The 24,770-nt window shown below is 62.3% G+C and carries 33 protein-coding genes; 18 read left to right on the plus strand and 15 right to left on the minus strand.

Annotated elements, in window-relative coordinates:
• Positions 1-89: 89 nt before the first annotated feature.
• Positions 90-566 (minus strand): cytochrome b, encoded by a 477-nt coding sequence (locus BSF79_RS07450; protein WP_090269237.1) that lies wholly within the window; start codon positions 564-566, stop codon positions 90-92.
• 315 nt (positions 567-881) lie between these two features.
• On the opposite strand from BSF79_RS07450, the gene BSF79_RS07455 reads away from it, so the two are divergent.
• Genes BSF79_RS07455 through BSF79_RS07465 form a run of 3 tightly spaced genes read left to right on the plus strand, consistent with a single transcriptional unit; the run spans position 882 to position 3,690 of the window.
• A complete protein-coding gene (locus tag BSF79_RS07455) occupies positions 882-1,454 on the plus strand; it encodes a TetR/AcrR family transcriptional regulator (protein WP_175545285.1) in 573 nt (190 codons plus the stop codon).
• A gap of 10 nt (positions 1,455-1,464) precedes the next feature.
• Positions 1,465-2,577 (plus strand): HlyD family secretion protein, encoded by a 1,113-nt coding sequence (locus tag BSF79_RS07460; protein ID WP_245776344.1) that lies wholly within the window; start codon positions 1,465-1,467, stop codon positions 2,575-2,577.
• A gap of 9 nt (positions 2,578-2,586) precedes the next feature.
• A complete protein-coding gene (locus BSF79_RS07465; RefSeq protein ID WP_090269239.1) occupies positions 2,587-3,690 on the plus strand; it encodes an FUSC family protein in 1,104 nt (367 codons plus the stop codon).
• Here BSF79_RS07465 and BSF79_RS07470 read toward each other — a convergent pair.
• Positions 3,607-4,368: an NAD kinase gene (locus BSF79_RS07470; protein WP_090269240.1), complete on the minus strand. Its 762-nt coding sequence runs from the start codon at positions 4,366-4,368 to the stop codon at positions 3,607-3,609. The two genes, BSF79_RS07465 and BSF79_RS07470, sit on opposite strands and share 84 nt — an antisense overlap.
• Positions 4,369-4,536: 168 nt before the next feature.
• Here BSF79_RS07470 and glyA point away from each other — a divergent pair, with 168 nt between their 5' ends.
• Positions 4,537-5,820, plus strand: a complete 1,284-nt coding sequence (gene glyA / locus BSF79_RS07475; RefSeq protein ID WP_090269467.1) for a serine hydroxymethyltransferase — start codon at positions 4,537-4,539, stop codon at positions 5,818-5,820.
• Between the two features lie 87 nt (positions 5,821-5,907).
• Here the strand turns inward: glyA and BSF79_RS07480 are convergent, their stop codons facing one another.
• A complete protein-coding gene (locus BSF79_RS07480) occupies positions 5,908-6,255 on the minus strand; it encodes a hypothetical protein (RefSeq protein ID WP_217650052.1) in 348 nt (115 codons plus the stop codon).
• A 114-nt stretch (positions 6,256-6,369) separates the two neighbouring features.
• On the opposite strand from BSF79_RS07480, the gene BSF79_RS07485 reads away from it, so the two are divergent.
• Positions 6,370-7,125: an alpha/beta fold hydrolase gene (locus BSF79_RS07485; RefSeq protein WP_090269242.1), complete on the plus strand. Its 756-nt coding sequence runs from the start codon at positions 6,370-6,372 to the stop codon at positions 7,123-7,125.
• 42 nt (positions 7,126-7,167) lie between these two features.
• Here BSF79_RS07485 and BSF79_RS07490 read toward each other — a convergent pair whose 3' ends face one another.
• Together BSF79_RS07490 and BSF79_RS07495 are read right to left on the minus strand one after the other, a co-directional pair.
• Entirely contained in the window at positions 7,168-7,353 is a 186-nt protein-coding gene (locus BSF79_RS07490; protein ID WP_090269243.1) for a CTP synthetase, read from the minus strand.
• Positions 7,354-7,592: 239 nt separating this feature from the next.
• Positions 7,593-8,003: a hypothetical protein gene (locus tag BSF79_RS07495; protein WP_090269244.1), complete on the minus strand. Its 411-nt coding sequence runs from the start codon at positions 8,001-8,003 to the stop codon at positions 7,593-7,595.
• Between the two features lie 120 nt (positions 8,004-8,123).
• On the opposite strand from BSF79_RS07495, the gene cobO reads away from it, so the two are divergent.
• Complete coding sequence (cobO, locus tag BSF79_RS07500; RefSeq protein WP_090269245.1) at positions 8,124-8,732, plus strand: cob(I)yrinic acid a,c-diamide adenosyltransferase; 609 nt, start codon at positions 8,124-8,126, stop codon at positions 8,730-8,732.
• On the opposite strand, the gene BSF79_RS07505 is transcribed toward cobO, so the two are convergent.
• Positions 8,729-9,943 (minus strand): aminotransferase-like domain-containing protein, encoded by a 1,215-nt coding sequence (locus BSF79_RS07505; protein ID WP_090269246.1) that lies wholly within the window; start codon positions 9,941-9,943, stop codon positions 8,729-8,731. The genes cobO and BSF79_RS07505 overlap by 4 nt on opposite strands.
• 182 nt (positions 9,944-10,125) lie before the next feature.
• Here BSF79_RS07505 and BSF79_RS07510 point away from each other — a divergent pair, with 182 nt between their 5' ends.
• The gene (locus BSF79_RS07510) at positions 10,126-10,893 is read left to right on the plus strand and encodes a FadR/GntR family transcriptional regulator (RefSeq protein ID WP_090269247.1); all 768 of its coding nucleotides are present in this window, start codon (positions 10,126-10,128) and stop codon (positions 10,891-10,893) included.
• An 18-nt stretch (positions 10,894-10,911) separates the two neighbouring features.
• Here BSF79_RS07510 and BSF79_RS07515 read toward each other — a convergent pair whose 3' ends face one another.
• From BSF79_RS07515 to BSF79_RS07540, 6 genes are all read right to left on the minus strand, one after another.
• Positions 10,912-11,811: a hypothetical protein gene (locus BSF79_RS07515; RefSeq protein WP_139246400.1), complete on the minus strand. Its 900-nt coding sequence runs from the start codon at positions 11,809-11,811 to the stop codon at positions 10,912-10,914.
• Positions 11,812-12,018: 207 nt separating this feature from the next.
• Positions 12,019-12,576, minus strand: a complete 558-nt coding sequence (locus tag BSF79_RS07520; protein ID WP_090269249.1) for a F0F1 ATP synthase subunit B — start codon at positions 12,574-12,576, stop codon at positions 12,019-12,021.
• Positions 12,577-12,581: 5 nt separating this feature from the next.
• Positions 12,582-13,154, minus strand: coding sequence for a F0F1 ATP synthase subunit B' (locus tag BSF79_RS07525; RefSeq protein ID WP_090269250.1), 573 nt, complete (start codon positions 13,152-13,154; stop codon positions 12,582-12,584).
• A gap of 80 nt (positions 13,155-13,234) precedes the next feature.
• Positions 13,235-13,471: a F0F1 ATP synthase subunit C gene (locus tag BSF79_RS07530; RefSeq protein WP_090269251.1), complete on the minus strand. Its 237-nt coding sequence runs from the start codon at positions 13,469-13,471 to the stop codon at positions 13,235-13,237.
• 46 nt (positions 13,472-13,517) lie between these two features.
• Positions 13,518-14,288, minus strand: a complete 771-nt coding sequence (locus BSF79_RS07535; protein ID WP_090269252.1) for a F0F1 ATP synthase subunit A — start codon at positions 14,286-14,288, stop codon at positions 13,518-13,520.
• Between the two features lie 2 nt (positions 14,289-14,290).
• Positions 14,291-14,620 carry an AtpZ/AtpI family protein gene (locus BSF79_RS07540; protein ID WP_090269253.1) on the minus strand — a complete coding sequence of 110 codons (330 nt, stop codon included), beginning with the start codon at positions 14,618-14,620 and terminating at the stop codon, positions 14,291-14,293.
• Positions 14,621-14,851: 231 nt separating this feature from the next.
• Between BSF79_RS07540 and BSF79_RS07545 the strand changes: the two genes are divergently transcribed.
• A complete protein-coding gene (locus BSF79_RS07545) occupies positions 14,852-15,193 on the plus strand; it encodes an ArsR/SmtB family transcription factor (RefSeq protein WP_090269469.1) in 342 nt (113 codons plus the stop codon).
• Here BSF79_RS07545 and BSF79_RS07550 read toward each other — a convergent pair.
• Both BSF79_RS07550 and BSF79_RS07555 read right to left on the minus strand, forming a co-directional pair.
• A complete protein-coding gene (locus BSF79_RS07550) occupies positions 15,190-16,098 on the minus strand; it encodes a DMT family transporter (RefSeq protein ID WP_090269254.1) in 909 nt (302 codons plus the stop codon). The two genes, BSF79_RS07545 and BSF79_RS07550, sit on opposite strands and share 4 nt — an antisense overlap.
• A 2-nt stretch (positions 16,099-16,100) precedes the next feature.
• Positions 16,101-16,976 (minus strand): LysR family transcriptional regulator, encoded by an 876-nt coding sequence (locus BSF79_RS07555; RefSeq protein ID WP_090269255.1) that lies wholly within the window; start codon positions 16,974-16,976, stop codon positions 16,101-16,103.
• A gap of 121 nt (positions 16,977-17,097) precedes the next feature.
• Between BSF79_RS07555 and BSF79_RS07560 the strand changes: the two genes are divergently transcribed.
• Complete coding sequence (locus BSF79_RS07560) at positions 17,098-17,694, plus strand: FMN-dependent NADH-azoreductase (RefSeq protein ID WP_090269256.1); 597 nt, start codon at positions 17,098-17,100, stop codon at positions 17,692-17,694.
• 15 nt (positions 17,695-17,709) lie between these two features.
• On the opposite strand, the gene BSF79_RS07565 is transcribed toward BSF79_RS07560, so the two are convergent.
• A complete protein-coding gene (locus BSF79_RS07565) occupies positions 17,710-18,456 on the minus strand; it encodes a glycosyltransferase family protein (RefSeq protein WP_090269257.1) in 747 nt (248 codons plus the stop codon).
• Positions 18,457-18,720: 264 nt separating this feature from the next.
• Here BSF79_RS07565 and ffh point away from each other — a divergent pair, with 264 nt between their 5' ends.
• From ffh to BSF79_RS07610, 9 genes are all read left to right on the plus strand, one after another.
• Positions 18,721-20,226: a signal recognition particle protein gene (ffh, locus tag BSF79_RS07570; protein ID WP_090269258.1), complete on the plus strand. Its 1,506-nt coding sequence runs from the start codon at positions 18,721-18,723 to the stop codon at positions 20,224-20,226.
• Positions 20,223-20,762, plus strand: a complete 540-nt coding sequence (locus BSF79_RS07575; RefSeq protein ID WP_090269259.1) for a GNAT family N-acetyltransferase — start codon at positions 20,223-20,225, stop codon at positions 20,760-20,762. Before ffh ends, BSF79_RS07575 begins: the two co-directional genes overlap by 4 nt.
• Complete coding sequence (locus BSF79_RS07580; RefSeq protein ID WP_090269260.1) at positions 20,759-21,283, plus strand: GNAT family N-acetyltransferase; 525 nt, start codon at positions 20,759-20,761, stop codon at positions 21,281-21,283. The genes BSF79_RS07575 and BSF79_RS07580 overlap by 4 nt, the downstream gene beginning before the upstream one ends.
• Positions 21,283-21,885: a GNAT family N-acetyltransferase gene (locus BSF79_RS07585; RefSeq protein WP_090269261.1), complete on the plus strand. Its 603-nt coding sequence runs from the start codon at positions 21,283-21,285 to the stop codon at positions 21,883-21,885. The genes BSF79_RS07580 and BSF79_RS07585 overlap by 1 nt, the downstream gene beginning before the upstream one ends.
• Entirely contained in the window at positions 21,878-22,174 is a 297-nt protein-coding gene (locus tag BSF79_RS07590) for a chorismate mutase (RefSeq protein ID WP_090269262.1), read from the plus strand. The genes BSF79_RS07585 and BSF79_RS07590 overlap by 8 nt, the downstream gene beginning before the upstream one ends.
• A gap of 122 nt (positions 22,175-22,296) precedes the next feature.
• Complete coding sequence (gene rpsP / locus BSF79_RS07595) at positions 22,297-22,689, plus strand: 30S ribosomal protein S16 (protein ID WP_090269263.1); 393 nt, start codon at positions 22,297-22,299, stop codon at positions 22,687-22,689.
• Between the two features lie 17 nt (positions 22,690-22,706).
• Positions 22,707-23,336 (plus strand): 5,6-dimethylbenzimidazole synthase, encoded by a 630-nt coding sequence (bluB, locus tag BSF79_RS07600; protein WP_090269264.1) that lies wholly within the window; start codon positions 22,707-22,709, stop codon positions 23,334-23,336.
• Positions 23,337-23,436: 100 nt separating this feature from the next.
• Positions 23,437-23,949 carry a ribosome maturation factor RimM gene (rimM, locus tag BSF79_RS07605; RefSeq protein ID WP_090269471.1) on the plus strand — a complete coding sequence of 171 codons (513 nt, stop codon included), beginning with the start codon at positions 23,437-23,439 and terminating at the stop codon, positions 23,947-23,949.
• A 1-nt stretch (position 23,950) separates the two neighbouring features.
• Positions 23,951-24,733: a hypothetical protein gene (locus BSF79_RS07610; RefSeq protein WP_090269265.1), complete on the plus strand. Its 783-nt coding sequence runs from the start codon at positions 23,951-23,953 to the stop codon at positions 24,731-24,733.
• Positions 24,734-24,770: the final 37 nt, after the last annotated feature.

Raw genomic sequence — 24,770 nt, forward strand, 5'->3', positions numbered from 1 at the left:
CGCGCGCGAACCGACCGCGGACCAAGCACCGCAGGGCATCCGCCGCGAGGTAGTGAGGGGCAAGAAGCCCCCCCCCTCTGGCTGCATCCTCAGCCGGGCTTGCGCATCCGCTGCATCACATCAGATTTCAGCACGAACTGCTGATACAGCGCGCCAAGAACATGCAGCCCCACCAGCGCCAGCAGCACAATACGCAGCACCTCGTGCACCTCGGCCGCGAATTCAACGCCGCCGAACCACGCCGTACCACCCGAAACGGCCATCAGAATCAGTAACAGATAAAGGCCAAGATGGGTGACCTGCGCCACGGCCTTCAGCGCCGGGGGCTCGTTCTCTGGCAGCGCGGGCGCGCCACGCTGAAGCTTGAGCACAATGCGCCACACGACCAGCGCGAGAATCAGCACGCCGCCGACGACATGACCGGTCACAAGCGGATCAAAGGCGGGCGTGCCCCCCTTTTGGATCTGGTCCCACGCGGCGATGATGGATTCGTGCAGCAGGTATTGCAGGGCGACAAGGATAAAGACGATCCAGTGCAGACGGATCTGGGTCAGGGAATAGGCCATGGAAAACTCCGATGATATCAGGTGCGCGTTTCCGAATATGATACGCTCACGGTGGCCCGTTCCGGTGAAAAAAGGAAGAGAATTGGGCGCGATTTTCAAAATTCCCCGCGCTTTGCGACAGCTTCAACGCTTGTCCCCTCGAATCTGAGCCACCGCCCTGGCCGGTACGAAAACGCCCGCTTGCAAAGGGAAATCGACGCCTCAAGCCTCGAACGACGCACTGCCCTGTGCCCCCAGCACCCGATACGTCACGCCAAACGGACATAAATGTCCACTTTACCTTGACAAGCGGACATGGATGTCCGCACATGCCGTATGACCAAAAGATCCGATGCCCAGAAAAACCGAAGCCATATCCTTAGCGCAGCAACAGCCGTGTTCGCCGAACAAGGTGCCTTGGCCCCGCTCGAACTCATCTGCGAACGGGCAGGTGTGGGGCGCGCCACGCTCTATCGCAATTTTTCCGACCGCGAGGCGCTGCACCGCGCCCTGCTGAATCAGATGATTAGCGACCTGGAAGCGTGGGCCAAAACTCTACCAAAGGACGAAACAGACTTCGAACTGCTGTTGCAGCGGGCCCGACAAGGCTTGCTTGACTATGCGGCGCTTTTCGAATTCTGGAGCACGCTAGCATCGCCCCCCCATCAGGTCGAAGCCATGCGCGCGCGACTTGTGGGCGTTTTCGCCGGGCCGTTGGAGCGGACCCGCGCGGCGGGACTGGTGTCACAGGATGTGGCGGCGGACGATATTCTGCCGGTGCTGCGGATGTTGGGCGCGGCGATCAAAAGCGCGGCACCGCACGACCGCCAAGCCTCCGGGCACCGCGCGCTGCTTATCCTCATACAAGGGCTCCGAGGATTTACCTTAACGCCCCAGATTTCCTCTTAGGACGAACTCAATGACTGATCTTACTCCTGCGGCAGACGCCGCCGCCGAAACCGAACGGGCCAATCCGGTCAAGAAAATTGCTATGCTGGTGGTCGTCCTTCTGCTGTCCATCGTCAGTTGGTATGCGCTGAGCGACTATTATGTCCCCAGCAATTCCCGCGCCATTGTGTCGGCCCGCGTCGCACAGATCGCGCCGCGTGTCTCGGGACGGGTCACCCGGATCGATGTCGCCGACAATGCTCAGGTCGAGGTGGGCACGCCGCTGTTCCATCTGGACGAACGCCCCTTCGTGCTGGCTGTTGAGCGCGCCCGCGCGCAATTGCAACAAGCAACGCAGTCCATCGACGCCTCCTCGGCGCAGCTTGCGGCCAGTCAGGCCAACGTCGCCCAGGCGCGCGTCTCACTGGAGGCTATCCGCCAGGCCAGCGACCGCACCCTGACGCTGGCCGAACGCGGCCTGGTGTCGACCGCCGCCACCGATCAGGCGCGGACCAACGTGGAAAACGCCGAAGCCGCTCTGGCGGCAGCGATCGCGCAATCCGAAAGCGCGGCGCGGCAGTTGGGCGTCTCGGGCGAGGACAACCCGCAGATCAAAACCGCGCAACTAACGCTGGAATCCGCTGAATACGATCTGCGATCGACCACGGTGACCGCACCCCGGCATGGGGTTGTAACCAACCTCAACCTCGCAGCGGGGCAATATGTCAGCGCAGGCACCCCCGCCCTGACATTTATTGATCGTGACACCGCCTGGATCACCGCCGACATGCGCGAGAACCAGCTGGTAAACGTCGAGCCGGGCGATCCGGTGGATGTGCTGTTCGATGCCGTGCCGGGCCATATCTACGAAGGCCGGGTGCAAAGCATCGCTTGGGGGATCAACCCCGGTCGGACACAGGCCGGCGGTCTGCCGGTGAACACCCCCTCGACCCAGTGGTTTGAACCCGCGCGGCAAATGCCCATTCGGATCGAATTGGACGGCGGCATGGAAGATTGGCCAGAGAAAGCCCGTATGGGCGGCAAGGCCAAGGTCCTGATCTATGCGCGCGGGCGCTCGAACCCGGTGTCGGCAGTCGCCCGCACCATGTTGAAGCTGCAATCCCTGACCACCGTATTTTACTGAGGCCACCCGATGTATGTCACCCCGCGCCCACTGCATGAGGACGACCCGCTGTTCCCGGTGCGGCTGGCCTCGATCGCCGTGATCGGCCTTGCCTGTATTCAGCTGTTTCAGCCCGCCATCCCCCCGTTACTGATCGCCCTGCCCGTCGGGTTGCTGGCGGCGCAGCGCAAGGCATTCAACCCGGCCAAGGCCTTCGGCGGCCCAATCGCCTTCATCGTGATCATCTGGCTTATGACGGCCCTTGTTCTGGTGACGCGCGACTTGCCGGTGCTAATGTTGACCCTGATCTTCATCATCTATTTTCTTGCATTTTTCATCACCCGCATGACCGGCAGCCCGATCGGAATGCTGGTGCTGATCGCCGCGTCGCTGATGTCGATCATGGGCATGAAGCAACGTGTGATGATCTTTTACTTCCGCGACGGCTTCATTCAGGGCGCGCTGATTGCCCTGATCGCCATTCCCATCCTGTATTGGCTGCTGCCACCCCGCACCCAACACGTGCACGAGGACGAAAACCGGCCCGCGTATGGCCATTTTGTCGCCGGCGCGCTGATCCGGGCGGTGGTGATGATGGGCATGACCTTCTGGCTGTATGCGGTACTGCCTGCGCAGGACATGCTGCTGGCAGTGGCGGCGGTGTTCGTGCTGGTATTTCCGACCCGTAAAGAAGCCTTCGCCGAAGCCAAAGAGCGCGTCTATGCCACGGTCATCGGATCGGGGGTTGGACTGCTGGTCTTGTGGCTGCTGGCCTTCAGCGCGCATTTCATGGTGCTGGCCTGTTTGATCTTTCTGGCCGCACTGTTCTTTGGCGACCGGATGATCCACGGGCGACACCCGGCGATGGTGTATCAGTTCGCGCTGTCAGCCACAGTTGCGCTTGTCGCGGGGGCGCTGTCCACCCAAAGCCCCGGATCGGCGGCGATGATGCGTGTCGGGCTGACCTTTGGAGGCGCGATTTCGGCGACGATGCTCGTCGCGTTGTTGGAAGCGCTGCTGCTCAAGCCACTTCCCGAACAACCCGAGGCGTCAGACGAATTGCTCGCGGATCAGCCGCTCCTCCAACCCGTGACCGGGGTCGAACAGGATCCTGTGCGCGATATCGGGCTCTGACTGGATCTCGACGCTCGTCACATTCTCGACCGAGTTGCTGTCGGCATCGGCCATCACCGGCCGCTTCTCGGCTTCGACCACGTCAAAGCGCACCTTGGCGGTTTTTGGCAGCAACGCCCCGCGCCAGCGCCGGGGCCGGAATGGTGCAATCGCCGTCAGCGCCAGCACGTCCGAACCGATCGGCAAGATCGGGCCGTGGGCGGAATAGTTATAGGCAGTGGACCCCGCCGGGGTGGAAACCAGCGCACCGTCGCAGACCAGCTCCTCCATCCGCAAGCGCCCGTCGATGCTGATCCGCAGCTTGGCGGCTTGTGGCCCGGCTCGCAACAGCGATACCTCGTTGATCGCCAGCGCATGATGCACCGAGCCATCGGCGCAGGTCGCGCGCATCGACAGCGGGTTGATCACCGCCTCTTCGGCCTGCTCCAGCCGCTCCAACAGATCAGTTTCGCTGTATTCATTCATCAAAAAGCCGACCGTGCCGCGGTTCATCCCATAGACCGGCACATCCAGATGCTGTGTGCGGTGCAACGTGTCCAGCATGAACCCATCGCCTCCCAGCGCCACGATCACGTCTGCCTGATCCTCGGGCACAGTGCCAAACCGACCGACCAGCGCAGCGCGCGCGGTCTGGGCCGAGGGGCCATTGCTGGCGACAAAGGCGATCCGTTGCGACATGAATGGGGTGTCCTGTTTCCAAAGCGGTCTTCGGAACAATCGAACCACAAGTTCCCCGACAGTGCCAGCCCTGCCGCCAACTCTTGCCGCATGGTCGTATTCGCCCCTTCCCCATCAGCCCCGTTTCCACTAGGTAATCGCCAATCAAAACACATGACGGAGCCCCCGATGTCTGATTCCGGTTTCTTCACCGAGCCCCTCTCCTCCCGCGATCCTGAGGTTTTCAAATCAATCACGGACGAGCTGGGACGCCAGCGCCACGAGATCGAACTGATCGCCTCTGAAAACATCGTCTCGGCGGCGGTGATGGAGGCCCAAGGTTCGGTCATGACAAACAAGTATGCCGAAGGTTATCCCGGCAAGCGCTACTATGGCGGCTGTCAGTTCGTGGATGTGGCCGAAACACTGGCAATCGAACGCGCCAAACAGCTGTTCGGCTGCGAGTTCGCCAACGTGCAGCCCAACTCTGGCAGCCAGATGAACCAGGCGGTGTTTCTGGCGCTGCTGCAGCCCGGCGATACCTTCATGGGGCTTGACCTGAATTCGGGCGGCCACCTGACCCACGGCTCGCCGGTCAACATGTCCGGCAAATGGTTCAACGTCGTCTCGTACGGTGTGCGCCAGCAAGACGAACTGCTGGACATGGACGCGATCCGCGAGCAGGCGCTGGCCGCCAAGCCGAAGCTGATCGTGGCAGGTGGCACCGCCTATTCCCGCGTCTGGGATTGGGAAGCGTTCCGCAAGATCGCCGACGAAGTCGGCGCCTATCTGATGGTGGACATGGCGCATATCGCCGGTCTGGTCGCGGGAGGTCAGCACCCCTCGCCACTGTCGCACGCGCATGTGGTCACCACGACCACGCATAAATCGCTGCGCGGCCCGCGTGGTGGGATGATCCTGACCAACGACGCCGACATCGCCAAAAAGATCAACTCGGCTGTGTTCCCCGGTCTTCAGGGCGGCCCGCTGATGCATGTGATCGCAGCCAAGGCCGTGGCCTTTGGCGAAGCGCTACGCCCCGAGTTCAAAGGCTATGCCGCGCAAGTGGTCACCAACGCTCGTGCGATGGCCGATCAGCTGATGAAGGGCGGTATCAACATCGTTTCCGGCGGCACCGACAACCACCTGATGCTGGCCGATCTGCGCCCCAAGGGTGTGACCGGCAAGGCGGCCGAAAAGGCTCTGGGACGGGCGCATATCACCTGCAACAAGAACGGTGTCCCGTTTGACCCGGAAAAACCCTTTGTCACCAGCGGCATCCGTCTTGGGACGCCTGCGGGCACAACCCGCGGCTTTGGCGCAGCGGAATTCCGCAAGATCGCGGACTGGATCGTCGAAGTGGTCGATGGTCTGGCCGCCCATGGCGACGAGGGCAACACCGAAGTCGAAGCCAAGGTGAAGGCCGAGGTCGAGGCGCTGTGCAAGCAGTTCCCGCTGTACCCAAACCTTTGATTCGACGCTGTTTTTAAGATACTGCACACGCCGTCGCTGAACACAGCGGCGGCGTTTTGCATACAATCGCATGGCTGGGCGGTATGGTCACAGCAACCCGCGCCAGCGCACGAAAAGCACCGCCAACGCCGTCAACAGCAGGATGTTGAAGGCCAGCCCGCCCAGCACCCCCAACGCAAAGCCCTTGCGACGGTCCGCCGGGTCAATCGACCGAAGATGCGCGCGCAATTCGTCATACCGGCGGCGCAGGTGGTCGGGATCAATCATCCGTATCAGCTTGGGGTGACTGGCCTGCTCCAACGCCTTGAGAACCTCATCAGCGCGGACCTGCATACCCGAAGGCAGACGCCGCCCGGCGCGGCGAAATCGCTTGGCCAGTGGTCCTTTTCTGGCACCGAATTTTTCGGCCAGAAGCGTCTCAAGCTCCTGCGTCATTCTGTTTAATTCTTTTTGCTCAATCATTTAACAACACCTCGGCCAAAAATACCGCTCACAACATTTGGCTATAATGACGCTGGCAATACACTGCTATCATAGCTATCAAAAGGCATGCTGAATACAGTCACTCATGGGCAGCCCACTGACCTGCCGCCGCTTTTGATCGTTCACGGGCTGTATGGTTCGGCCCGGAACTGGGGCGTGATCGCCAAACGCCTGTCCGACAGCCGTCAGGTTGTCGCGGTGGATCAGCGCAATCATGGCCTAAGCCCTTGGTTTGGAACCCATTCCTACGAGGACATGGCCGAGGATCTGGCGCAGGTCATCCGCGCTTACGGCAAGCCGATGGATGTGCTGGGCCATTCGATGGGGGGCAAGGCGGCGATGGTGCTGGCGCTGAAATACCCCGAGCTGGTGAACCGGCTGATCGTGGCAGATATTGCGCCTGTGCCCTATGACCATTCGCAGATACAGTATGTCGAGGCGATGAAGGCCGTGGATCTGAGCCGCGTCGAAAAGCGCAGCGATGCGCAGGAACAATTGCAGGCGATGATCGACGATCCGATTCTGCCGGTGTTCTTCACCCAATCGCTGGATGTGAAGGAAAAGCGCTGGCAGCTGAACCTTGACGTGCTGGCGGAAGAGATGGGGAAGATTCTGGATTTTCCCGTTATGACAGGCACTTACACCGGTCCAACCCTGTTCCTGTCAGGCGCCAATTCGAACTATGTCAAAACCGAATACCGCCCGGCAATCAAGCTGCTGTTTCCTGAGGCGAAATTCGCCAAGATCCCCGGCACGGGGCATTGGCTTCATGCCGAAAAGCCGCGTGAGTTCGAGGCGACGGTGCGCGCATATCTGAACTAAGGCTTTGATCTTAAATAGATATCCGCGACCATCAATCGCACCTCAGCCCTCTTCGACGATCTGTTTGGCCACCAGCCATGACACCGGCACGGCCACAATGAACCCTGCGACGGCGGCGATCAGGATCGGGGACAAGGTGTCGTACCCCATAACCAACGCTGCAATAACCAATGAACCGGCCAGAGTTGTGCCGATCAGAGAGTAAAGAATGGATGCCAGCCGAAGCATGTCGGACCTCCTGATGTGATGCGCGCATGACCTGAAAGTCACATTGCAGCAACGGAATATAACGCGCTTTGATCTGCATCAGATGCTGCCCAGATCGGGGGGTGATTGGCGTGCACCCCCTGTGCACCCCCTGTACACCGCCCGGCGCATGATTTTGCGGAGCCTGCGGGCCAGCCAGCGGCGTGTCGCATATGGAATCGAAGACGCGAGAAAGAGCGGTGCCACAGCGCCCCGCTGCCCTAAACGGGCACCAGCCGACAGGTCATATCGGTGACCTCAAGCTGCTGACCACGCGACAGATAGCTATCGTCGACCTCGCATTCGTACTGCAACTGTTCGGGCACTGCGGGGGCAGTCGCGCGACCACACGACAACCGCGCCACCAGCACGGCCTGATCGCCATCCAGCCGCCTGACCTTGCAGCCGCTGACCAGTTCGATCGCCAGCCCGGCCCGCACGCCGATCGGGCCAACGCGCGGCGCATATTGCCGGTTCACGCGGATCGCCTGCGCGCGGTTGCCCTTGACCCGCACATCAAACACGCTGCCGCCCAGTGCCACCTGTGACACCGGGGCACCCTGAAACGCCGGGCCGGGCGTGTTGCAGCCAACCAGCCCAGCCAACCCCAAAACAAAAACAAGCATCCGCATCGCATCACTCTGCCCGCCGAAGGGTTAACGAAGCGTGAAGACACATCCGCCTTCCCGCTTGCCTCGCCCCGCCTGCCCGGCCTATGACTGGTCCTCAACACGCACCGGGGGGACCGACAGATGACAGCCGATAGTGATCGCCACGCCGTAAAAATGGCCAAGAAAAAGGTCGCCCGTGACAAGATCATGGCCACCAAGACCGACCAGAAGGGCCTGATCATCGTTCATACCGGCAAGGGCAAGGGCAAATCCTCGGCCGCGTTCGGCATGATTTTTCGCTGCATCGCCCACCAAATGCCCTGCGCCGTGGTGCAGTTCATCAAGGGCGGTATGAGCACCGGCGAGCGTGACCTGATCCTGGCAAACTTCACCGACCTGTGCGAATTTCACACCATGGGCGAGGGCTTCACCTGGGAAACCCAGGACCGCGACCGCGATATCGAGATGGCGCAGGCCGCATGGGAAAAGGCCAAGGACCTGATCCGCGATGAAAGCCGACGCATGGTGCTGCTGGACGAAATCAACATCGCGCTGCGCTATGATTATCTGGATGTGAACGAGGTCGTGCAGTTCCTCAAGGACGAAAAACCGCCGATGACCCACGTGGTTCTGACCGGTCGCAACGCCAAAGACGAGCTGATCGAAGCCGCCGATCTGGTGACGGAAATGGAGCTGATCAAGCATCCCTTCCGTTCGGGCATCAAGGCGCAGATCGGTGTCGAGTTCTAGGCCAGCGCTTCGCGGATCACCGCGCCCAGCCGCGCCATGCCGTCGTCGATCATCGCGGCGTCGGCACAAGAGAAGCTGAGCCGGATCGTGTTGCCCCCCGATCCGTCGGGGAAGAACGCGCGGCCCGGCACGAAGGCAAGGTTGTGCACCTCAAGCGCGCGGGCCAGCAACGTGGCCCCGTCCAGCGCCGCAGGCAGCGTCAGCCAGATGAACATCCCACCTTCGGGGCGCGACCATGTCACCCCCTCGGGCATCTCGCGCGTCAGCGCCGTCAGCATCGCATCGCGCCGCGCCTTATAGGTCGCGCGCACGCGCTCGATATGCGTGTCGAAACATTGCACCGCCACCTCGGCCACGGCCATCTGATTGGCGGTCGCCGAATGCAGGTCAGCGGCCTGTTTCATCAGCACCAGTTGCGAAATCACCGGCTTGGCGGCACAGACCCAGCCGACGCGCAGCCCCGGCGACAGCGTCTTGGAAAAACTACCACAATAGATCGTGCGCGCCGCCTCGATCCCGCCGCAGCGTTCGATCTCGAGCGCCAGCACGGGCGGCACCGGCGCGCCATCATAGCGCAGCGCCTGATAGGCCGCGTCCTCGATCACCGCGATGTCCAGAGCGGCGGCCATGTCGAGCAGGTTCTCGCGCCCCGCGCGGCTTACGGTCTCGCCGGTCGGGTTGGCAAAATCCGCCGACAGATAGGCGAATTTCGCCCGTCCGCCAGCCGCCTCTGCGGCCTCGGCATAGGAGGCGGGCGAGCGGTTGCCGTTCACGCTGAGCTGGTCATAGACGGGTTCATAGGCGTTGAACGCCCCCAGCGCGCCCATATAGGTCGGCCAGCCCACCAGCGCGGTATCGCCCGGCGACAGGAACAGCTTGCCCAGATAATCCAGCGCCTGCTGCGACCCGGAGGTGATCAGGATATTGTCCACCGTACAGGGCACGCCGATCGCGGCCATCTGCCCGACGATCCACTGGCGCAGGGGCATATAGCCTTCGCTGACCGAATATTGCAGCGCCTGCCCCGCCTTGTTGCCGCTCAGGACATCTGCAAAGGCGGCGGCGAACGCGTCGGACGGGAACAGCGCCGGATCGGGAATGCCGCCCGCGAACGACAGGATACCGGGCCGGTCCAGCAGCTTGAGCAGCTCGCGGATTTCCGAAGCCTTCATCCGCGCGATCCGCGTGGCGAATATAGTGTCCAGTCCCATGGTGGGTCTCCTCCCGGTGGTCTGGGCATATGTTCGGACGGCATCGGTTGCGTCAATATTACTGACCATTTATTTCAGCATTTGTGAACAGGCCCCGCCCTTGTCCGGCGCCCGTGCCCACACCCTTGCCCCATCGCGGCGATGGTCATATAATCTGACCAATTCCCGGACAGGACAGATCCATGCCTTTTCAGAAGGTCCAGCCAGAGAAACTTTCAACCGCCGTCACCCGGCAAATCGAGCTGCTGATCCTGCGCGGTATCCTGCGGCCCGGTGAACGCCTGCCTGCCGAACGCGAGCTGTCCGAGCGGCTTGGGGTCTCGCGCCCGTCGCTGCGCGAGGCGATTTCAGCGTTGCAGGACAAGGGCCTGCTGACCACCAAAGCCGGGGCGGGTATCTATGTCGCCGATGTGCTGGGCTCGGCGTTTTCGGATGCGTTGGTGAAACTGTTCGCCAGCCATGACGAGGCGGTGTTCGACTACATCTCGTTTCGGCGGGATATGGAGGGGCTGGCGGCGGCGCGCGCGGCGCGTCTGGCGTCTGATACCGACCTGCGGGTGATCCAGACGATCTTTGACAAGATGGAAACCGCCCACTCCAAGCGTGACCCCGCTGACGAGGCGCGGCTGGATGCCGATTTCCACCTCTCGATCATCGAGGCCAGCCATAACGTGGTGATGCTGCACATGATGCGGTCGATGTATCAGCTGCTGCGCGAGGGGGTGTTTTATAACCGGCAGATCATGTTCCGCCAGCGCACCACCCGCGACACCCTGCTGGATCAGCACCGCGCCATCAACGCCGCCCTGCAGGCCCGCGACCCCGAGGCCGCCCGCACGGCGGTCGAGGCGCATCTGGACTACGTCAAAGCCTCGCTGAGCGATCAGCAAAAGGCCGACCGGAACGAGGAAATCGCCCGCCAGCGGTTCGAGCACGAACAGGCGCGCTGACCGGCGGGCGATCCGGGTTTATTGTTTGGGCTGGGTATAGTCACGGCGCAGGCTGAGGCTGATGTTCATCACCTTGGTCCCGCCCCCAACCGCCGAGGAGGTCAGTTTGGCATAGGGCATGCACAGATCGCCTGCGTCGCTGAGGAAATAGTGCTTGCCGCCCTGCTCATAGCCGGAATAGCCCAGTATTCTGGGCGTATTCCCCGACATGTTCATCCCGGCGATATCGAACAGGGGCGTGTCGAAATCCATCACGATCTCGCTGGTCTCTTCACCTTTGATGCCGAACAGTGCCCCGTTTTCATAGAGCGCCTTGTAGATCCCGCTGCTCCACGTGCCTACTGCGGTCTTCTTGTTCGGGTGATACACCTCGGGCGACATGATCACCGACAGCGGTGCCATATAGTGGTCGCCACCGTAGGAATTATAGACGCCGAAAATGAAGGTCGGGAAATAGCGGCCGGGGTATTTGAAGCCCTTCGCCGCGACGCCCGCTGGGATCGCCAGATCCTTCCAGACCGTCTTGTCGCGCACGGCCTGACTGGACATTTCGAACCAAACCGCGCTGGTCTGCACCGGAAACGCGCAATAGACCCCGCGCCCGGCATTGCTTTGCAAGCCGCACAGGAACCCGTCGCCTTCTGGCATCTTGATCGTCGATTCCGGCGGATGCAGATCCAGTGGCGGATTGGCGGCCTTGTCCACGATCCAATAATCATAGTCGCTGGAGACGATCTCGTTGTAACAGGTGTGAACGTCCTTGAACCCGTTATAGAGGATGTGCCCGTTGGCATCGACGTCGCCGTTCAACACCTCGATTTCGATCGCGTGACGAAACGTATCCAATTGCGAAGAAACCACCGATTCAAGCGTTAAAATGGCTTGAATACCTTCGACTACTGCTGCTGCACTCGGCATAGCAAACTCCTAAATAATAATTAAAAAACACAGTCGTAAAATAGTGGAGTCAGGTTCGCAGGAATCGCGTGCATTTCAACCCTTGAACACGCAGGTCGGCGAATCTCACCTAAAAGTGAGTGTCTGAGCCGTGTGAAATGCAAAAACCCGCGCCGTTTCGGGCGCGGGTTTTTATAACCGTATGACGAGGGTCACCCCACCATTCGTTTAGTGCAGCTTGGCATCCACCTCGGCGATAGCCGCGTCGATCAGCTTGTTGCCTTCGGCCGCGGTCATCTGCTTGGCGATCACGTCATTCGCCGCGCTGATGGCGATGGCGATGGCGCTGTCACGGACTTCACGCACAGCCGATGCTTCGGCAGAGGTGATCTGATCCTGTGCGCCCGCAAGACGGCGAGCGATGGACTTCTCCAGATCGGCCTTGGTCTGCTCGGCGATCAGAGCGGCCTCTTCGCGGGCATGTGCCACGATGCGGTCGGCCTGATCCTGAACTTCCTGCTGCTTGCGCTCGTAGGAGACCAGAATGGTCTGGGCCTCTTCACGCAGGACGCGGGCTTCGTCCAGTTCGGACTTGATGCCGGCGGCGCGCGTGTCCAGCATGCCACCCAGAAGACCGGGAACCTTGAAATAGAACAGGACCCCGATGAACAGGATGAACGCCAGCAGCACGACGAAGTTGGTGTTGTGCAGCGACACGAACGGGCCAGAGGCCGCGAAGGCCGGGCTGGCGGCGGTCAGGGCAATGAGAAAAGCCAGTTTACGCATATCCCTTACCCCTTCATCCGGGCGGCAATCGCCGCTGACACAGTTTTCTCGTCCGCAGCACCGCCCATGGCCGCAACAATCGCTGCGGTGGTTTCGGTGGCAACGTCCTTGACGCTGACCAAAGCATTCTCGCGAATGCCAGCGATCACTTTCTCGCCCTCGGCCACTTTGACGGCGATCTCGGCGTCGGCCTTGGCGACCGCTGCGTCCAGATCGGCCTGCATTTCGGCCTTGGTTTCAGCGATGATCCGGCCCGCTTCGGCACGGGCTTCCGCCAGCGCCTTGTTATATGCGTCCTCGGCCTCGACCGCTTTCGCCTTCAGCTCTTCAGCTTTGGCGATGTCATTCGTAATTGTCCCCTGACGCTCGGCCAGAACCGCACCAATGCGCGGCAGCGCGATGCGCGACAGGACGAAGTAGATCACGACCAGCGTGACCAGAAGCCAGAAAATCTGGTTGCCAAAGGTCGAAAAATCCAGCTGCGGCATGCCGGGTGCGGCATCGGCTGCTTCATGCGCCGCTACACCCATTGCATCTGCCAGACCTTCGCCTACGGCTTCGTGCGTTTCAGTCGCCATGACGTCCTCCTTGGGAACTTCCGGTTACAACGGATGGGCCGTGTCGGCCCACCCGCGCGTAAGGATGTGTTCCGTAAGGCTTAGACGGCGAACATCAGCAGCAGAGCGACGAGGAACGAGAAGATCCCCAGTGCTTCTGCAAACGCGATGCCGATGAACAGAGTGGCGGTTTGCGATGCAGCCGCCGACGGGTTGCGCAGAGCGCCCGCCAGATAGTTGCCGGCAACATTGCCCACACCAACCGCGGCGCCGCCCATGCCCATGCATGCCAGACCTGCGCCGATGTATGCGCCCATTTGTACGATATCGCCTTCCATGAGATGTCTCCTTACGTTGGAATTGGCAGAAATTTCTGACCCTGACTTAGTGTCCGGGATGCAATGCGTCCTTGAGGTACACACAGGTCAGGATGGTGAACACGTAGGCCTGGATAAAGGACACCAGAACCTCAAGCCCATACATCGCCGTGATGGCAACGATGGACAGCGGGGCGATGGCCGTGATGGCCGCGAAACCCGCGAAAACTTTGATAACGGCGTGACCGGCCATCATGTTGCCCGCCAAACGAATGGAGTGGCTGACGGGGCGCACGAAGTAGCTGATGATCTCGATCAGGGCCAGGATGGGGCGCAGCGCCAGCGGCGCGCTTGAAACCCAGAACAGGCCCAGAAACTTGGGGCCGTTCAGCACGAAACCCAGAATGGTCACCGCAAAGAACACCGCAAAGGCCATCACGGCAGTCACGGCGATGTGCGACGTGGTGGTGAAGGCCATCGGCAGCAGGCCAAGGAAGTTGGCAAAGACGATGAACATGAACAGCGTCATGATATAGGGGAAGTATTTCACCCCGTCCTTGCCGGCCACGTCCTCGACCATCTTGTAGATGAAGCCATAGGCCAGCTCGCCGATCGACTGGGTGCGGCTGGGGATGATGGCGCGGCGCGAGGTGCCCAGAACCAGCAACGCGATGATCGCCAGAATGGTCACGCCCATCCACAATGTTACGTTGGTGATCGTGTACCATTCGACCGTATCACCCCCGAACAGGGGTTTTACGATGAATTGGTCCATCGGGTGGAAAACCAGACCGCCTTGGTCGGCGGCTTGTTCGGCACCATGCGCTTCGCTTGCCACGTCTATACCCTCTCGTCGTCGCTGGCCTTGTCGGCCAATTGCTTCTGCTGGATTTCTTGCGCAGTGCGGAGCATTGTCTTCACCCCGGCCGCAAGGCCCAACATTGTGAACAGCACCAGAAAGATCGGGATTGTCCCGAGCAGGCGATCAAGCCCGTATCCAATGCCAAAGCCGATCCCCAGACCGGCCACCAATTCAATTACCATCCGCCACGCCACATTGGCCTGAGAATAGTGTTCATCCGCACGAGGCTTGGGTGCCTGAGCCGCTTTGGCCGCTGCGATCTTGGCCTCAAGCTGCTGCATTTGCCGCTTTTGGTCGGGATCGGTCACGCGCAAAACCCCCTTAGGATGAGTGCGGCCTTGCTAAGCGCCGCAGGGCCCCGAGTCAAGCGCGCATAACGCGGCGTCGAAATACGATCAAGCCGTTGTTATAATGAGTATTTTTATCAGAAAGAAACAGGGGTGCGGGCGCGCGGCGGATGGTGTTAGGGCAAACATGGGCCGGAAGGCATATTCAACCAAATGGTTGACGATGAAATGCCGCTCGGCCTATGCCGGGGCATGGTCCTGTCCCTTGATACCGTCTTTGCCGCTTTGGCCGACCCGACCCGCCGCGCGATCCTGTCGATGCTGCTGGAGGATGACATGGCCGTGACCGATGTGGCCGAGCCGTTCGAGATCTCGCTGGCCGCGATTTCCAAGCATCTGGGCCTGTTGGCCAGCGCCGGGCTGATCAGTCAGGAAAAGCGCGGGCGGGTGCGGTGGTGCAAGCTGGAACCCGACGCGCTGCGCGAGGCCAGCGTCTGGATGCAGGGGTTTGGTCAGTTCGAGCCGGTCAATCTGGATGCGTTCGAGCGGTTTCTGGCGGCCGAGCTGGTGGCGCCTGAGGCGGAGTGCGACTAGGGCGCCGGTTGCGGCTGCGGTGTCACCGGGTCACTGCGCAGCAGCATCACCAGCGCCGCGATGCTGAGCCCCACCCCGATCAGGGTCAACGCGGGCGGCAGGCCGTGGCCCAGCGCGAATTCCCACACCAGCACCCAGCTGGGCGTCAGATAGGTATAGGCCATCACCTTGGCCGAGGGCAGCCGCAGGGACGCGTATTGCAGCAACACGAATGTGATCGAGCTGGCGCAGACGGCGATATAAAGCAGTGTGATCCAGACGATCCGCGGCAGGTTGGCCCAATCGGTGGCCGCAATATCGCGCCAGCCCCACAGCGTGACCACGACGCAACCGGCCACCAGCATACCGAAGGTGAAGACCACCGCAGGTTCGCCCCGGTTCAGCTTACGCACCAGCGGGGTATAGATGGCGTGGGCAACGCAGCCCCAGAAATACACCATTTCGCCGGGGCCAACATGGAACCGCAGCAGCGCCGCCAGGTCTGCACGGAAGATCACCCAGACCGCCCCCGCCCCGCCGATTGCCAGCGCCAGCGCCATCCAGCGCGTGGTGATCTGGCGTAGCAGCACATAGCCCGCCGCCGCACTCAGGATCGGGGTCAATGTGAACACCGCCGAGGCCGATACGGGCGACGCGGTTTTCAGCCCCTCGAACATCAGTACGAAGTAGATGGCGAAGATGCCGCCCAGCAGCAGGTATCGCCACGGCGCCCGCCAGGCGCTGCGCGGCAATCCGGTGGTGGCCCAGGCCGCCGTGCCGACCAGCACCGCCGCAATCGCGAACCGCGCCGCGTTCAGCGCCGTTGGCGCGATGTGATTGGCCGCCTGCACGCCCAGCGAAAACGACCCCGCCACCAGCGCCGAGAACAGCAGCATCGCCAGATGACCACGGGCGGCTTGGCTCATGCTCAGGCCCAGTCCTTGGCGCTGTCCTTTAGGAAGGACAAGAACGCCTGAACCTTGGTGGTGCGGTGCAGGTCAACGTGGGTCACCAGCCACAAGGGCGCTTCCCAGTCTTCGCGCGTTGGGCAGATCTCGACCAGATCGGGGTGTTGGCTGGCTTCCCACTGCGGCAGAAATCCGATGCCGACCCCTTCCAGAACCGCCAGGTTCAGCGCCCGGATGTCGGTGCTGCGGAATATGATGTTTTCCGGCGGAACCGTATCCCACAGCCATTTGTAGAAGGGCGCGCGCGAATCGCCGATGTCCGAGCCGATGAAAAGATGTTTGCCGTACTCGGTCTTGCATTCGGGCAGGCCCATGCGCGCAATATAGGACTGCGCCGCATACAGCCCGGTGCGCTGCTTCAGCATCGGCTGCACCACATTGTCGGGCTGATCGGGCACCGAGCCCGCGCGGATCGCCACATGCGCTTCGCCGTATTCCAGCCGGAACAGCCTGTCGCCAGTCAGATAGCGCAGTACCACATCCGGATAAGCCGCGCGGAACTGTGCCAGAACCGGCATGATCAGCGGCGCCAGCCCGGCCAGAGAGGTGATCACCAGCTCGCCCGACACTTCGTTGCCACGCCCCTTGATGCGCCCGACCAGCTGGCTGAACTGTTCGTCCGTGGCCTGCGCCACGCGCAGCAGGTCCCGCCCGGCCTCGGTGGCGGTATATCCGCGGGCGTGGCGCTGGAACAGTTTGACGCCCAGCCGCCCTTCGATGGAATCAATATGGCGAATGACGGTGGCATGATGAACCCCCAGCACATCAGCGGCGCCGCTGACCGTGCCCATGCGCGCCACCTGAAAGGCCGTCCGAATTTCGTCCCAGTTGTCCACGCCATACTCCCTACTTGTGTGCGCCAGCAAACAATCCCTGTTCACTTGGGCAAATTGCGTTCTGTGATGCAAGGAGTATCTGATCACAAACAGCAACCCTTACCATGAACGGATACCTCTGATGACCACTTCTATCCTGCGTATTGATGCCAGCATCAAACCCGAAGGCTCGATCTCGAAGCAACTGACCGGCGATATCGTCGCGCGCCTGACCGCTGCCCACCCCGACGCCACAGTCACCACCCGCGATCTGGGCGCCAACCCGCTGCCCGTTACAGATGGCGCATGGCTTGTCGCAGTCAACACCCCGGTCGACGCCCGCACCCCGGCGCAAGCCGAGATCGCAGCCCTGTCCGACGCCCTGATCGCCGAGCTGAAGGCCGCAGACACCGTTGTGATCGGCCTGCCGGTCTATAACTTCGCGCCGCCCGCACAGCTGAAAATCTGGATCGACCAGATGTCCCGCGCGGGCGAGACCTTCAACTATTCCGAAGCCGGCCCCGTTGGTCTGGTGAAAGACACCCGCGTTATCGTCGCCTATTCGTCGAACGGTACGCGCATGGGGTCGGACATCGACTTCGCGTCGGGATACCTGCGCCACATGCTGGGCTTCTTCGGCATCACCGATGTTCAGTTCGTCGCCTCGGACCACTATGCGATCGACGCCGACAGCTCGATGAAAGCCGCGAACGAAGGCGTTGCAGCCCTCGTCGCCTAAGTCGTAAAGGCCAGTTCATTCGGGCCAGGGCCGCGCGCCATCCAGCGCGGCCCACTCTTCCTTCAGCGCCACACGTTCCAGCGCCCGCACCTGTTCAAGCGTGGTCACCCGCGCGCCCTGTCCGCGCAGATGCTGCAACAGGCGATGCGAATGCAGGATCGTCGGCACCGCGTCCAGCGGCTCCCACGCATCCAGCATGGTAACGCGGCGCAGATTGAATTCGGGCGGCAGCACATAGAACCGCAGGTCGCTGTCCCACAGCAGATCCTTCAGGACCACCTGATCGCGCGCCACCCCCATCAGATCATAGCGCCGCTTCCATTCGGCGAAAAACGCCGCCATCGCGGCATCGTTGCGGTACAGCATCACGCCGGAATTGAGCTGCGGAAAGGCATAGGGCGTCTGTGCCCCGGCGCCTTCGCGGATCAGATCGGACCGGCGCCGCACATCATGTGCCAGACTCAGCGGGAAGCGATCCGCCAGATCGAACAGATCACCCAGCGGCGCCAGCACCAGCACATCGCAATCCAGAAACAGCACCCGCTCGAACCGTGCCTGCGCAAAACACTCCAGCTTGACCCGTGGATGCGCCGAAGGGGTGCGGTGCACCCGGTCGAACACCTCCAGCCCCGGTGCTGCGGGCAGATCGGTGAACAGATCCACCGCCAGCCCCGGATTATGCGCCCGCAGGCTGTGTGCGGCCTGCACCGCAAGCGCCACATAGCCCGCGCCTGTTCCGACAAAAATCACCCCGTCCCGCATCGCCCGCTTCCCTATCCGCCGCCGTAGTCGCCACCCTGTTCGCCCCGGTCTTGGCCCAGCGCGGCCCTGCCCGCCAGACTTGACTCGCCGCCCCGTTCGGCCTACACGCCCCGCAACCAATCCGGAAGTCGCGAGTCTTCCGGTCCTTCGCATCACGCAAGGATCGCCCCCCGTCAGCGCGTTGCGCCCACGGGGGACATTGGCATTTGGGCCGGTCCTGCTTACCTGTAGGATCATATGGAAACGGTGTAAGGAGCCGCGGGAATGTTTGAAAACCTATCCGAACGCCTGTCTGGCGTCTTTGACCGCCTGACCAAGCAAGGCGCGCTGTCCGACGAGGATGTCAAAACCGCCCTGCGCGAAGTCCGCGTTGCCCTGCTTGAGGCCGACGTTTCCCTGCCCGTTGCCCGCGATTTCGTCAAAGCGGTACAGGAAAAGGCCACCGGTCAGGCCGTGACCAAATCGGTCACCCCCGGTCAGCAGGTCGTCAAGATCGTGCACGACACGCTGATCGACGTGCTGCGCGGCGAAGGCGAGCCCGGCGCGCTGAAAATCGACAACCCGCCTGCGCCGATCCTGATGGTCGGCCTGCAAGGTTCGGGCAAGACCACCACCACAGCGAAACTTGCCAAGCGCCTCAAAGACCGCGACGGCAAGCGCGTGCTGATGGCCTCGCTTGACGTGTATCGCCCGGCGGCCCAGCATCAGCTGGAGGTTCTGGGCAAACAGATCGGCGTTGACACCCTGCCGATCGTGCCCGGCCAGAAACCCGCCGACATCGCCAAACGCGCCAAGCAACAGGCGACGATGGGCGGCTATGACGTCTATATGCTGGACACCGCCGGCCGGTTGCACATCGACGAAGTGCTGATGGACGAGGTGCAGATCGTCCGCGACATCGCCACCCCGCGTGAAATCCTGCTGGTGGTTGATGGCCTGACCGGTCAGGACGCGGTGAACGTGGCCGAAGAATTCGACAGCAAGATCGGCATCACCGGCGTTGTCCTGACCCGGATGGATGGCGACGGGCGCGGCGGTGCCGCCCTGTCGATGCGCGCCGTCACCGGCAAGCCGATCAAATACGTCGGTCTGGGCGAAAAGATGGACGCGCTCGAAACCTTCGAGCCTGAACGTATCGCTGGCCGTATCCTTGGCATGGGCGACATCGTGGCGCTGGTTGAGAAGGCGCAGGAAACGCTGGAGGCCGAACAGGCCGAGCGCATGATGCGCCGCTTCCAGAAGGGTCAGTTCAACATGAACGACCTGAAGATGCAGCTTGAGCAGATGATGAAAATGGGCGGCATGGAGTCGATCATGGGCATGATGCCCGGCATGGCCAAGATGTCCAAGCAGGTGCAGGAAGCGGGCTTTGACGACAAAGTGCTGAAGCGCCAGATCGCCCTGATCCAGTCGATGACCAAGAAAGAGCGCGCCAACCCCGCGCTGCTGCAAGCCAGCCGTAAAAAGCGGATCGCCAAAGGGGCCGGGCTTGAGGTCTCTGATCTGAACAAGCTTCTGAAGATGCACCGGCAGATGGCCGACATGATGAAGAAGATGGGCAAAATGGGCAAAGGTGGCATGCTCAAGCAAGCCATGAAGGGCATGATGGGCAAGGGCGGCGGCATGCCTGCCGGTATGGATCCCACAGCCATGGACCCCAAGGCGCTTGAGGCCGCAGCCAAAGCCATGGGCGGCAAACTGCCCGGCGGGCTGGGTGGCATGGGCGGCGGGCTGCCCTCGGGCCTTAGCGGGTTCGGCAAGAAAAAATGATCGCCCCCACCCTTCATACCGAACGCCTGACGCTGCGCGCGCCCTGCGCCGCTGATTTCACGCCATTTGCCGAATTCTATGCCTCGGACCGCGCCAAATTTGTCGGCGGCCCGCTGACCTCGGAAGGCGCGTGGCGGATGCTGGCGATGGAGATCGGCCACTGGACGCTGAAAGGCTTTGGTCGCTGGATCGCCGAGGAGAAATCCACCGGCGCGCCCGTCGGCCTGATCGGCCTGTTCGAACCCTTTGGCTGGCCCGAGCCCGAAATCGGCTGGGATCTGTTCGCCGGGTTCGAGGGCAAAGGCTATGCGACCGAGGCGGCTTTGTCCGCGCGCAGCTATGCCTATGACGTGCTCGGCTGGACCACCGCGATCAGCCTTGTGAAAACCGCCAATACCGGATCGGCCCGCGTTGCCACCCGCATGGGCGCGTGGCACGACAGCGATTACACCCACGAGCGTCATGGCTTTATGCATGTTTACCGCCACCCCGCGCCCGACGCGCTGGTGAACGGCGGGATCGAGGCCTACACATGACCGCCCTGCCGCTGCCCATCCCCACCGTGGAAACCGACCGCCTGATCCTGCGCGCGCCGCGCGCCAGCGATCTTGACACCATGGCCGACTTCTATGCCGACGACCGCAGCCGCTTTGTTGGCGGGCCAAAGACCCGGCACGAAACCTGGCGCAGCCTGATCGGCATGATCGGCCATTGGGCGATCTTCGGCTATGGCTTCTGGGTGATCGAGGACAAGGCCACCGGGCACCCCTTTGGCGGCGTCGGCATCATCAACCACGAAGGCTGGGACGAGCCCGAACTCGGCTGGCACCTTTATGCGGGCGCCGAAGGCAAGGGTATCGGGCACGAGGCAGCACTGGCCGCCCGCGACCATGCCGCCCGGCATTTCGGCATCCCCGCGCCGATCAGCTATATCGACCCGGCCAATACCCGGTCGCTGGCGCTGGCCAAACGCCTTGGCGCGACCTTTGAACGTGACGGCGACGTGATGGGCACCCCCTGTCACATCTTCCGCCACCCAGCCGCAGGAGCCGCATAATGCCCCTGATCATCCCGACGCTGGAAACCAAACGCCTGATCCTGCGCGGCCCCGAGGCGCAGGATTACCCCGAGTTCAAATCCACCTTCACCAGCTATCGCGCCCGGTTCATGGGCGGGCCGCTGAATTCCTATGAGGCGTGGATGCTTTACGCCGCTGAAATCGGCCATTGGGAAATTCGCGGCTTCGGCATGTGGGTCATCCACGACCGCGAGACCGACAAGCCGCTCGGCATGGCCGGTGGCTGGAAGCCCGCGAAGTGGCCCGAGGCCGAGCTTGCCTGGATCATCTGGCCCGAAACCGCCGGCAAGGGCTATGCGCTTGAGGCCACGCACGCTGCGCGCGGATATCTCTATGGGCAGATGGGCTGGGAAACCGCCGTGTCCTATGTCGACCCCAAGAACCTCGATTCGATCCGTCTGGCCGAACGTCTGGGCGCCAAGAAGGACCCGCAGGCCGCCACCGTTGACGGCAACGACATTGTCTATCGCCATCCCACGCCCGCGCAGTTGAAAAACAGCCAGCTGTCGCATGGGATCGAGATGGAGATCGCCAATTACGCCAACCCGCTGTTCAAGCCCAAGGGGATGCCAATTGACTGACGCCACAACCCGCGCCGCCACTCTCCTGCGCGACCACCGCCAAAGCATCGACCGCCTCGACGCGATTCTGGTCTATACGCTGGGCGAGCGGTTCAAACACACGCAGGCCGTGGGCAAGCTCAAGGCCGAACACGACCTGCCGCCCTCTGACCCCGACCGCGAGGCCGGGCAGATCGCACGGCTGGAAGAGCTGGCCCAGCAGGCCGACCTTGACCCCGAATTCGCCAAAAGCTTTCTGCAATTCATCATTCAGGAAGTCATCCAACACCACAAGAAACACCAAGAATAACCAACACGCGACGGACCACACCCCATCGCACCCAAACGTAGGGCGGGGATCACCCCGCCGCACACACCAACGTAGGGCGGGTTCATCCCCGCCGCACCAAGCCATCTAAAGGAGATACCACCATGGCCATGAAAATTCGTCTCGCCCGCGGCGGCAGCAAAAAGCGCCCCTTCTACCGCATCGTTGCAACCGACAGCCGCATGCCGCGCGACGGCCGCTTCATCGAGAAGCTGGGCACCTACAACCCGCTGCTGCCGAAAGACAGCGAAGAGCGCGTAAAAATGGACCTCGAGCGCGTTCAGCACTGGCTGAGCAAAGGCGCCCAGCCCACCGAGCGTATCTCGCGTATGCTGGAAGCCGCAGGCGTGCTGCCGAAGAAAGACCGCACCAACCAAAACCCCAAGCGCGGCACCCCCGGCAAGAAAGCCACCGATCGCGCTGAAGAAAAGGCCGCCAAAGCCACAGCCGCGACCGAAGCAGACGCCGCAGCGCCCGAAGAAGCCTCGGCCGAGTAAAACCAGAGCGCGCTGGAATGCACATCTTCTCAGACTCGTTCCAGCGCGACCTGACCGACCTGATGCGGTGGCGGCGCGACGTGCGCAACTTCCGCACCGATCCGGTAGACGAGGCATTGCTGACGCAATGCCTCGATGCCTTTCTGCTGGCCCCCTCGGTGGGGCTGTCAGAACCCTGGCGCGTGATCCGCGTCGCCAGTGATGCCGCCCGCGCGGCGGCGCTGGCCAATTACAAATCCGCCAACGCGCAGGCCCTTGATGGCTACGGCGCTGAAAAGGCACAGCTTTACGCCTCGCTCAAACTGTCGGGCATGATCGATTCACCGGTGCAGCTTGCGATCTATTGCGACGAGGCAACCGCCAAGGGCCACGGCCTTGGCGCCGCCACCATGCCGGAAATGCGGCGCTATTCGGTGGTCTCTGCTGTCAATCTGTTCTGGCTTGCGGCCCGTGCGCGCGGTCTGGGCGTCGGCTGGGTCTCGATCCTTGATCCCGATCAGCTGAGCCGCGACCTTGAGGTGCCCGAGGACTGGTCGCTTGTGGCCTATCTGTGTGTCGGCTGGCCACAGGACACCGGCACCACGCCGGAACTGGAACAAAAGGGCTGGGAAGACCGCCGGGGCCACCTGCCGCTGCAAACCCGCTGAGCGCCACCCGATTTTCCCCGATTGCCCCAGTGCCCCGCAAACGGTATCAGACCAAAGCAACCGCCACGCGCCGCGCGTGGCCCAACAGGAGCGGAACAGCATGGACCAGCCGGATGATCTGATCTGTGTCGGCGCAATCGCCGGGGCCTTTGGCGTTCAGGGCGAACTGCGGCTGAAAAGCTTCACCGCCGATCCCGAAGCCATTGCCGACTATGCCCCCCTGCTGACCGAGGACGGCAGCCGCAGCTTTGATGTCACCGTCAGCCGCCCGATCAGCAACGGCCTTGCCGTGCGCCTGACCGGGGTCAGCACCAAGGAACAGGCCGACGCGCTGAAAGGCGTCAAACTCTATGTCCCGCGCGACCGCCTGCCGTCGCTGCCCGATGACGAATTTTACCACGCCGATCTGATCGGGCTCGAGGTGCTGGACACCGGCGGCACGCTGCTGGGGCGGGTCAAATCGGTGCTGAACCACGGCGCCGGCGATCTGCTGGAACTGCACGGTCCGGGGCTGAAATCCAGCGTCCTGCTGCCCTTCACCCGCGACGTGGTGCCCACCGTCGATCTGGACGCCGGGCGCATTATTGTCGACCCGCCCGAAGGGCTGATCTGACATGCGACTGATCCTGCATGCCGGATTTCACAAAACCGGCACCAGCAGCATCCAGAACTTCCTGTACCAGAACAAACCCACCCTCAGCGCCGAATTCCGGGTGCTGATGCGGCCGAAGATCAAGGCGCTGTGCGACTGTGCCCGTGGGTTTTCGGTCAACCGCAATCCGCTGGATCAGGGCTTGTTCCTGTCCGAAGCGGCGCAGGCCCTGTCCGCCCTTGATCCCGCCGATCCCCGCCCGGTGGTGATCAGCGCCGAGGATCTGTCCGGCCACACGCCCGGTCGCCACCGCCTGCTCAGCTATGCCGCGACCCCCGCCCTGATGCAGATGCTGGTGCAGGTTGCCGACGAATGCCTGCCCGGCGCTGAGCTTACCTTCCTGTTCACCACCCGCGATCCCGAAAGCTGGCTGCGCAGCAGCTATGCCCAAAGCCTGCGCGCCACCCGTCAGCGGTTGGGCTGGGCCGCCTATTTCGCCACGCTGTCGCCGCATGCCGACTTTGGCCCGGTGCTGGACGAGATCCAGACCGCCGTCGCCCCCCACCACGTATTCACCGCCGCGTTGGAGGACAGTCAGACCCACCCGCTTGGCCCCGCCACCGCCCTGCTTGACCTGATGCAACCCAGCGACGCCCTGCGCGCCGCACTGGTTCCGGTGTCGCCGCAAAATCGCAAACTGCCCGACCCGGTGCTGGATGCCCTGTTGCACCTGAACCGCTCGGACCTGCCCAAAGACGAGATGCGCCGCCGTAAAGCCGACCTGATCACGCAGGCCTTGGGCTGACAGCCCCTTTTGCGCTGCGCCAATACCGGCTAAGAGC

Source organism: Thalassovita taeanensis, assembly GCF_900110775.1.
Classification (GTDB): domain Bacteria; phylum Pseudomonadota; class Alphaproteobacteria; order Rhodobacterales; family Rhodobacteraceae; genus Litorimicrobium; species Litorimicrobium taeanense.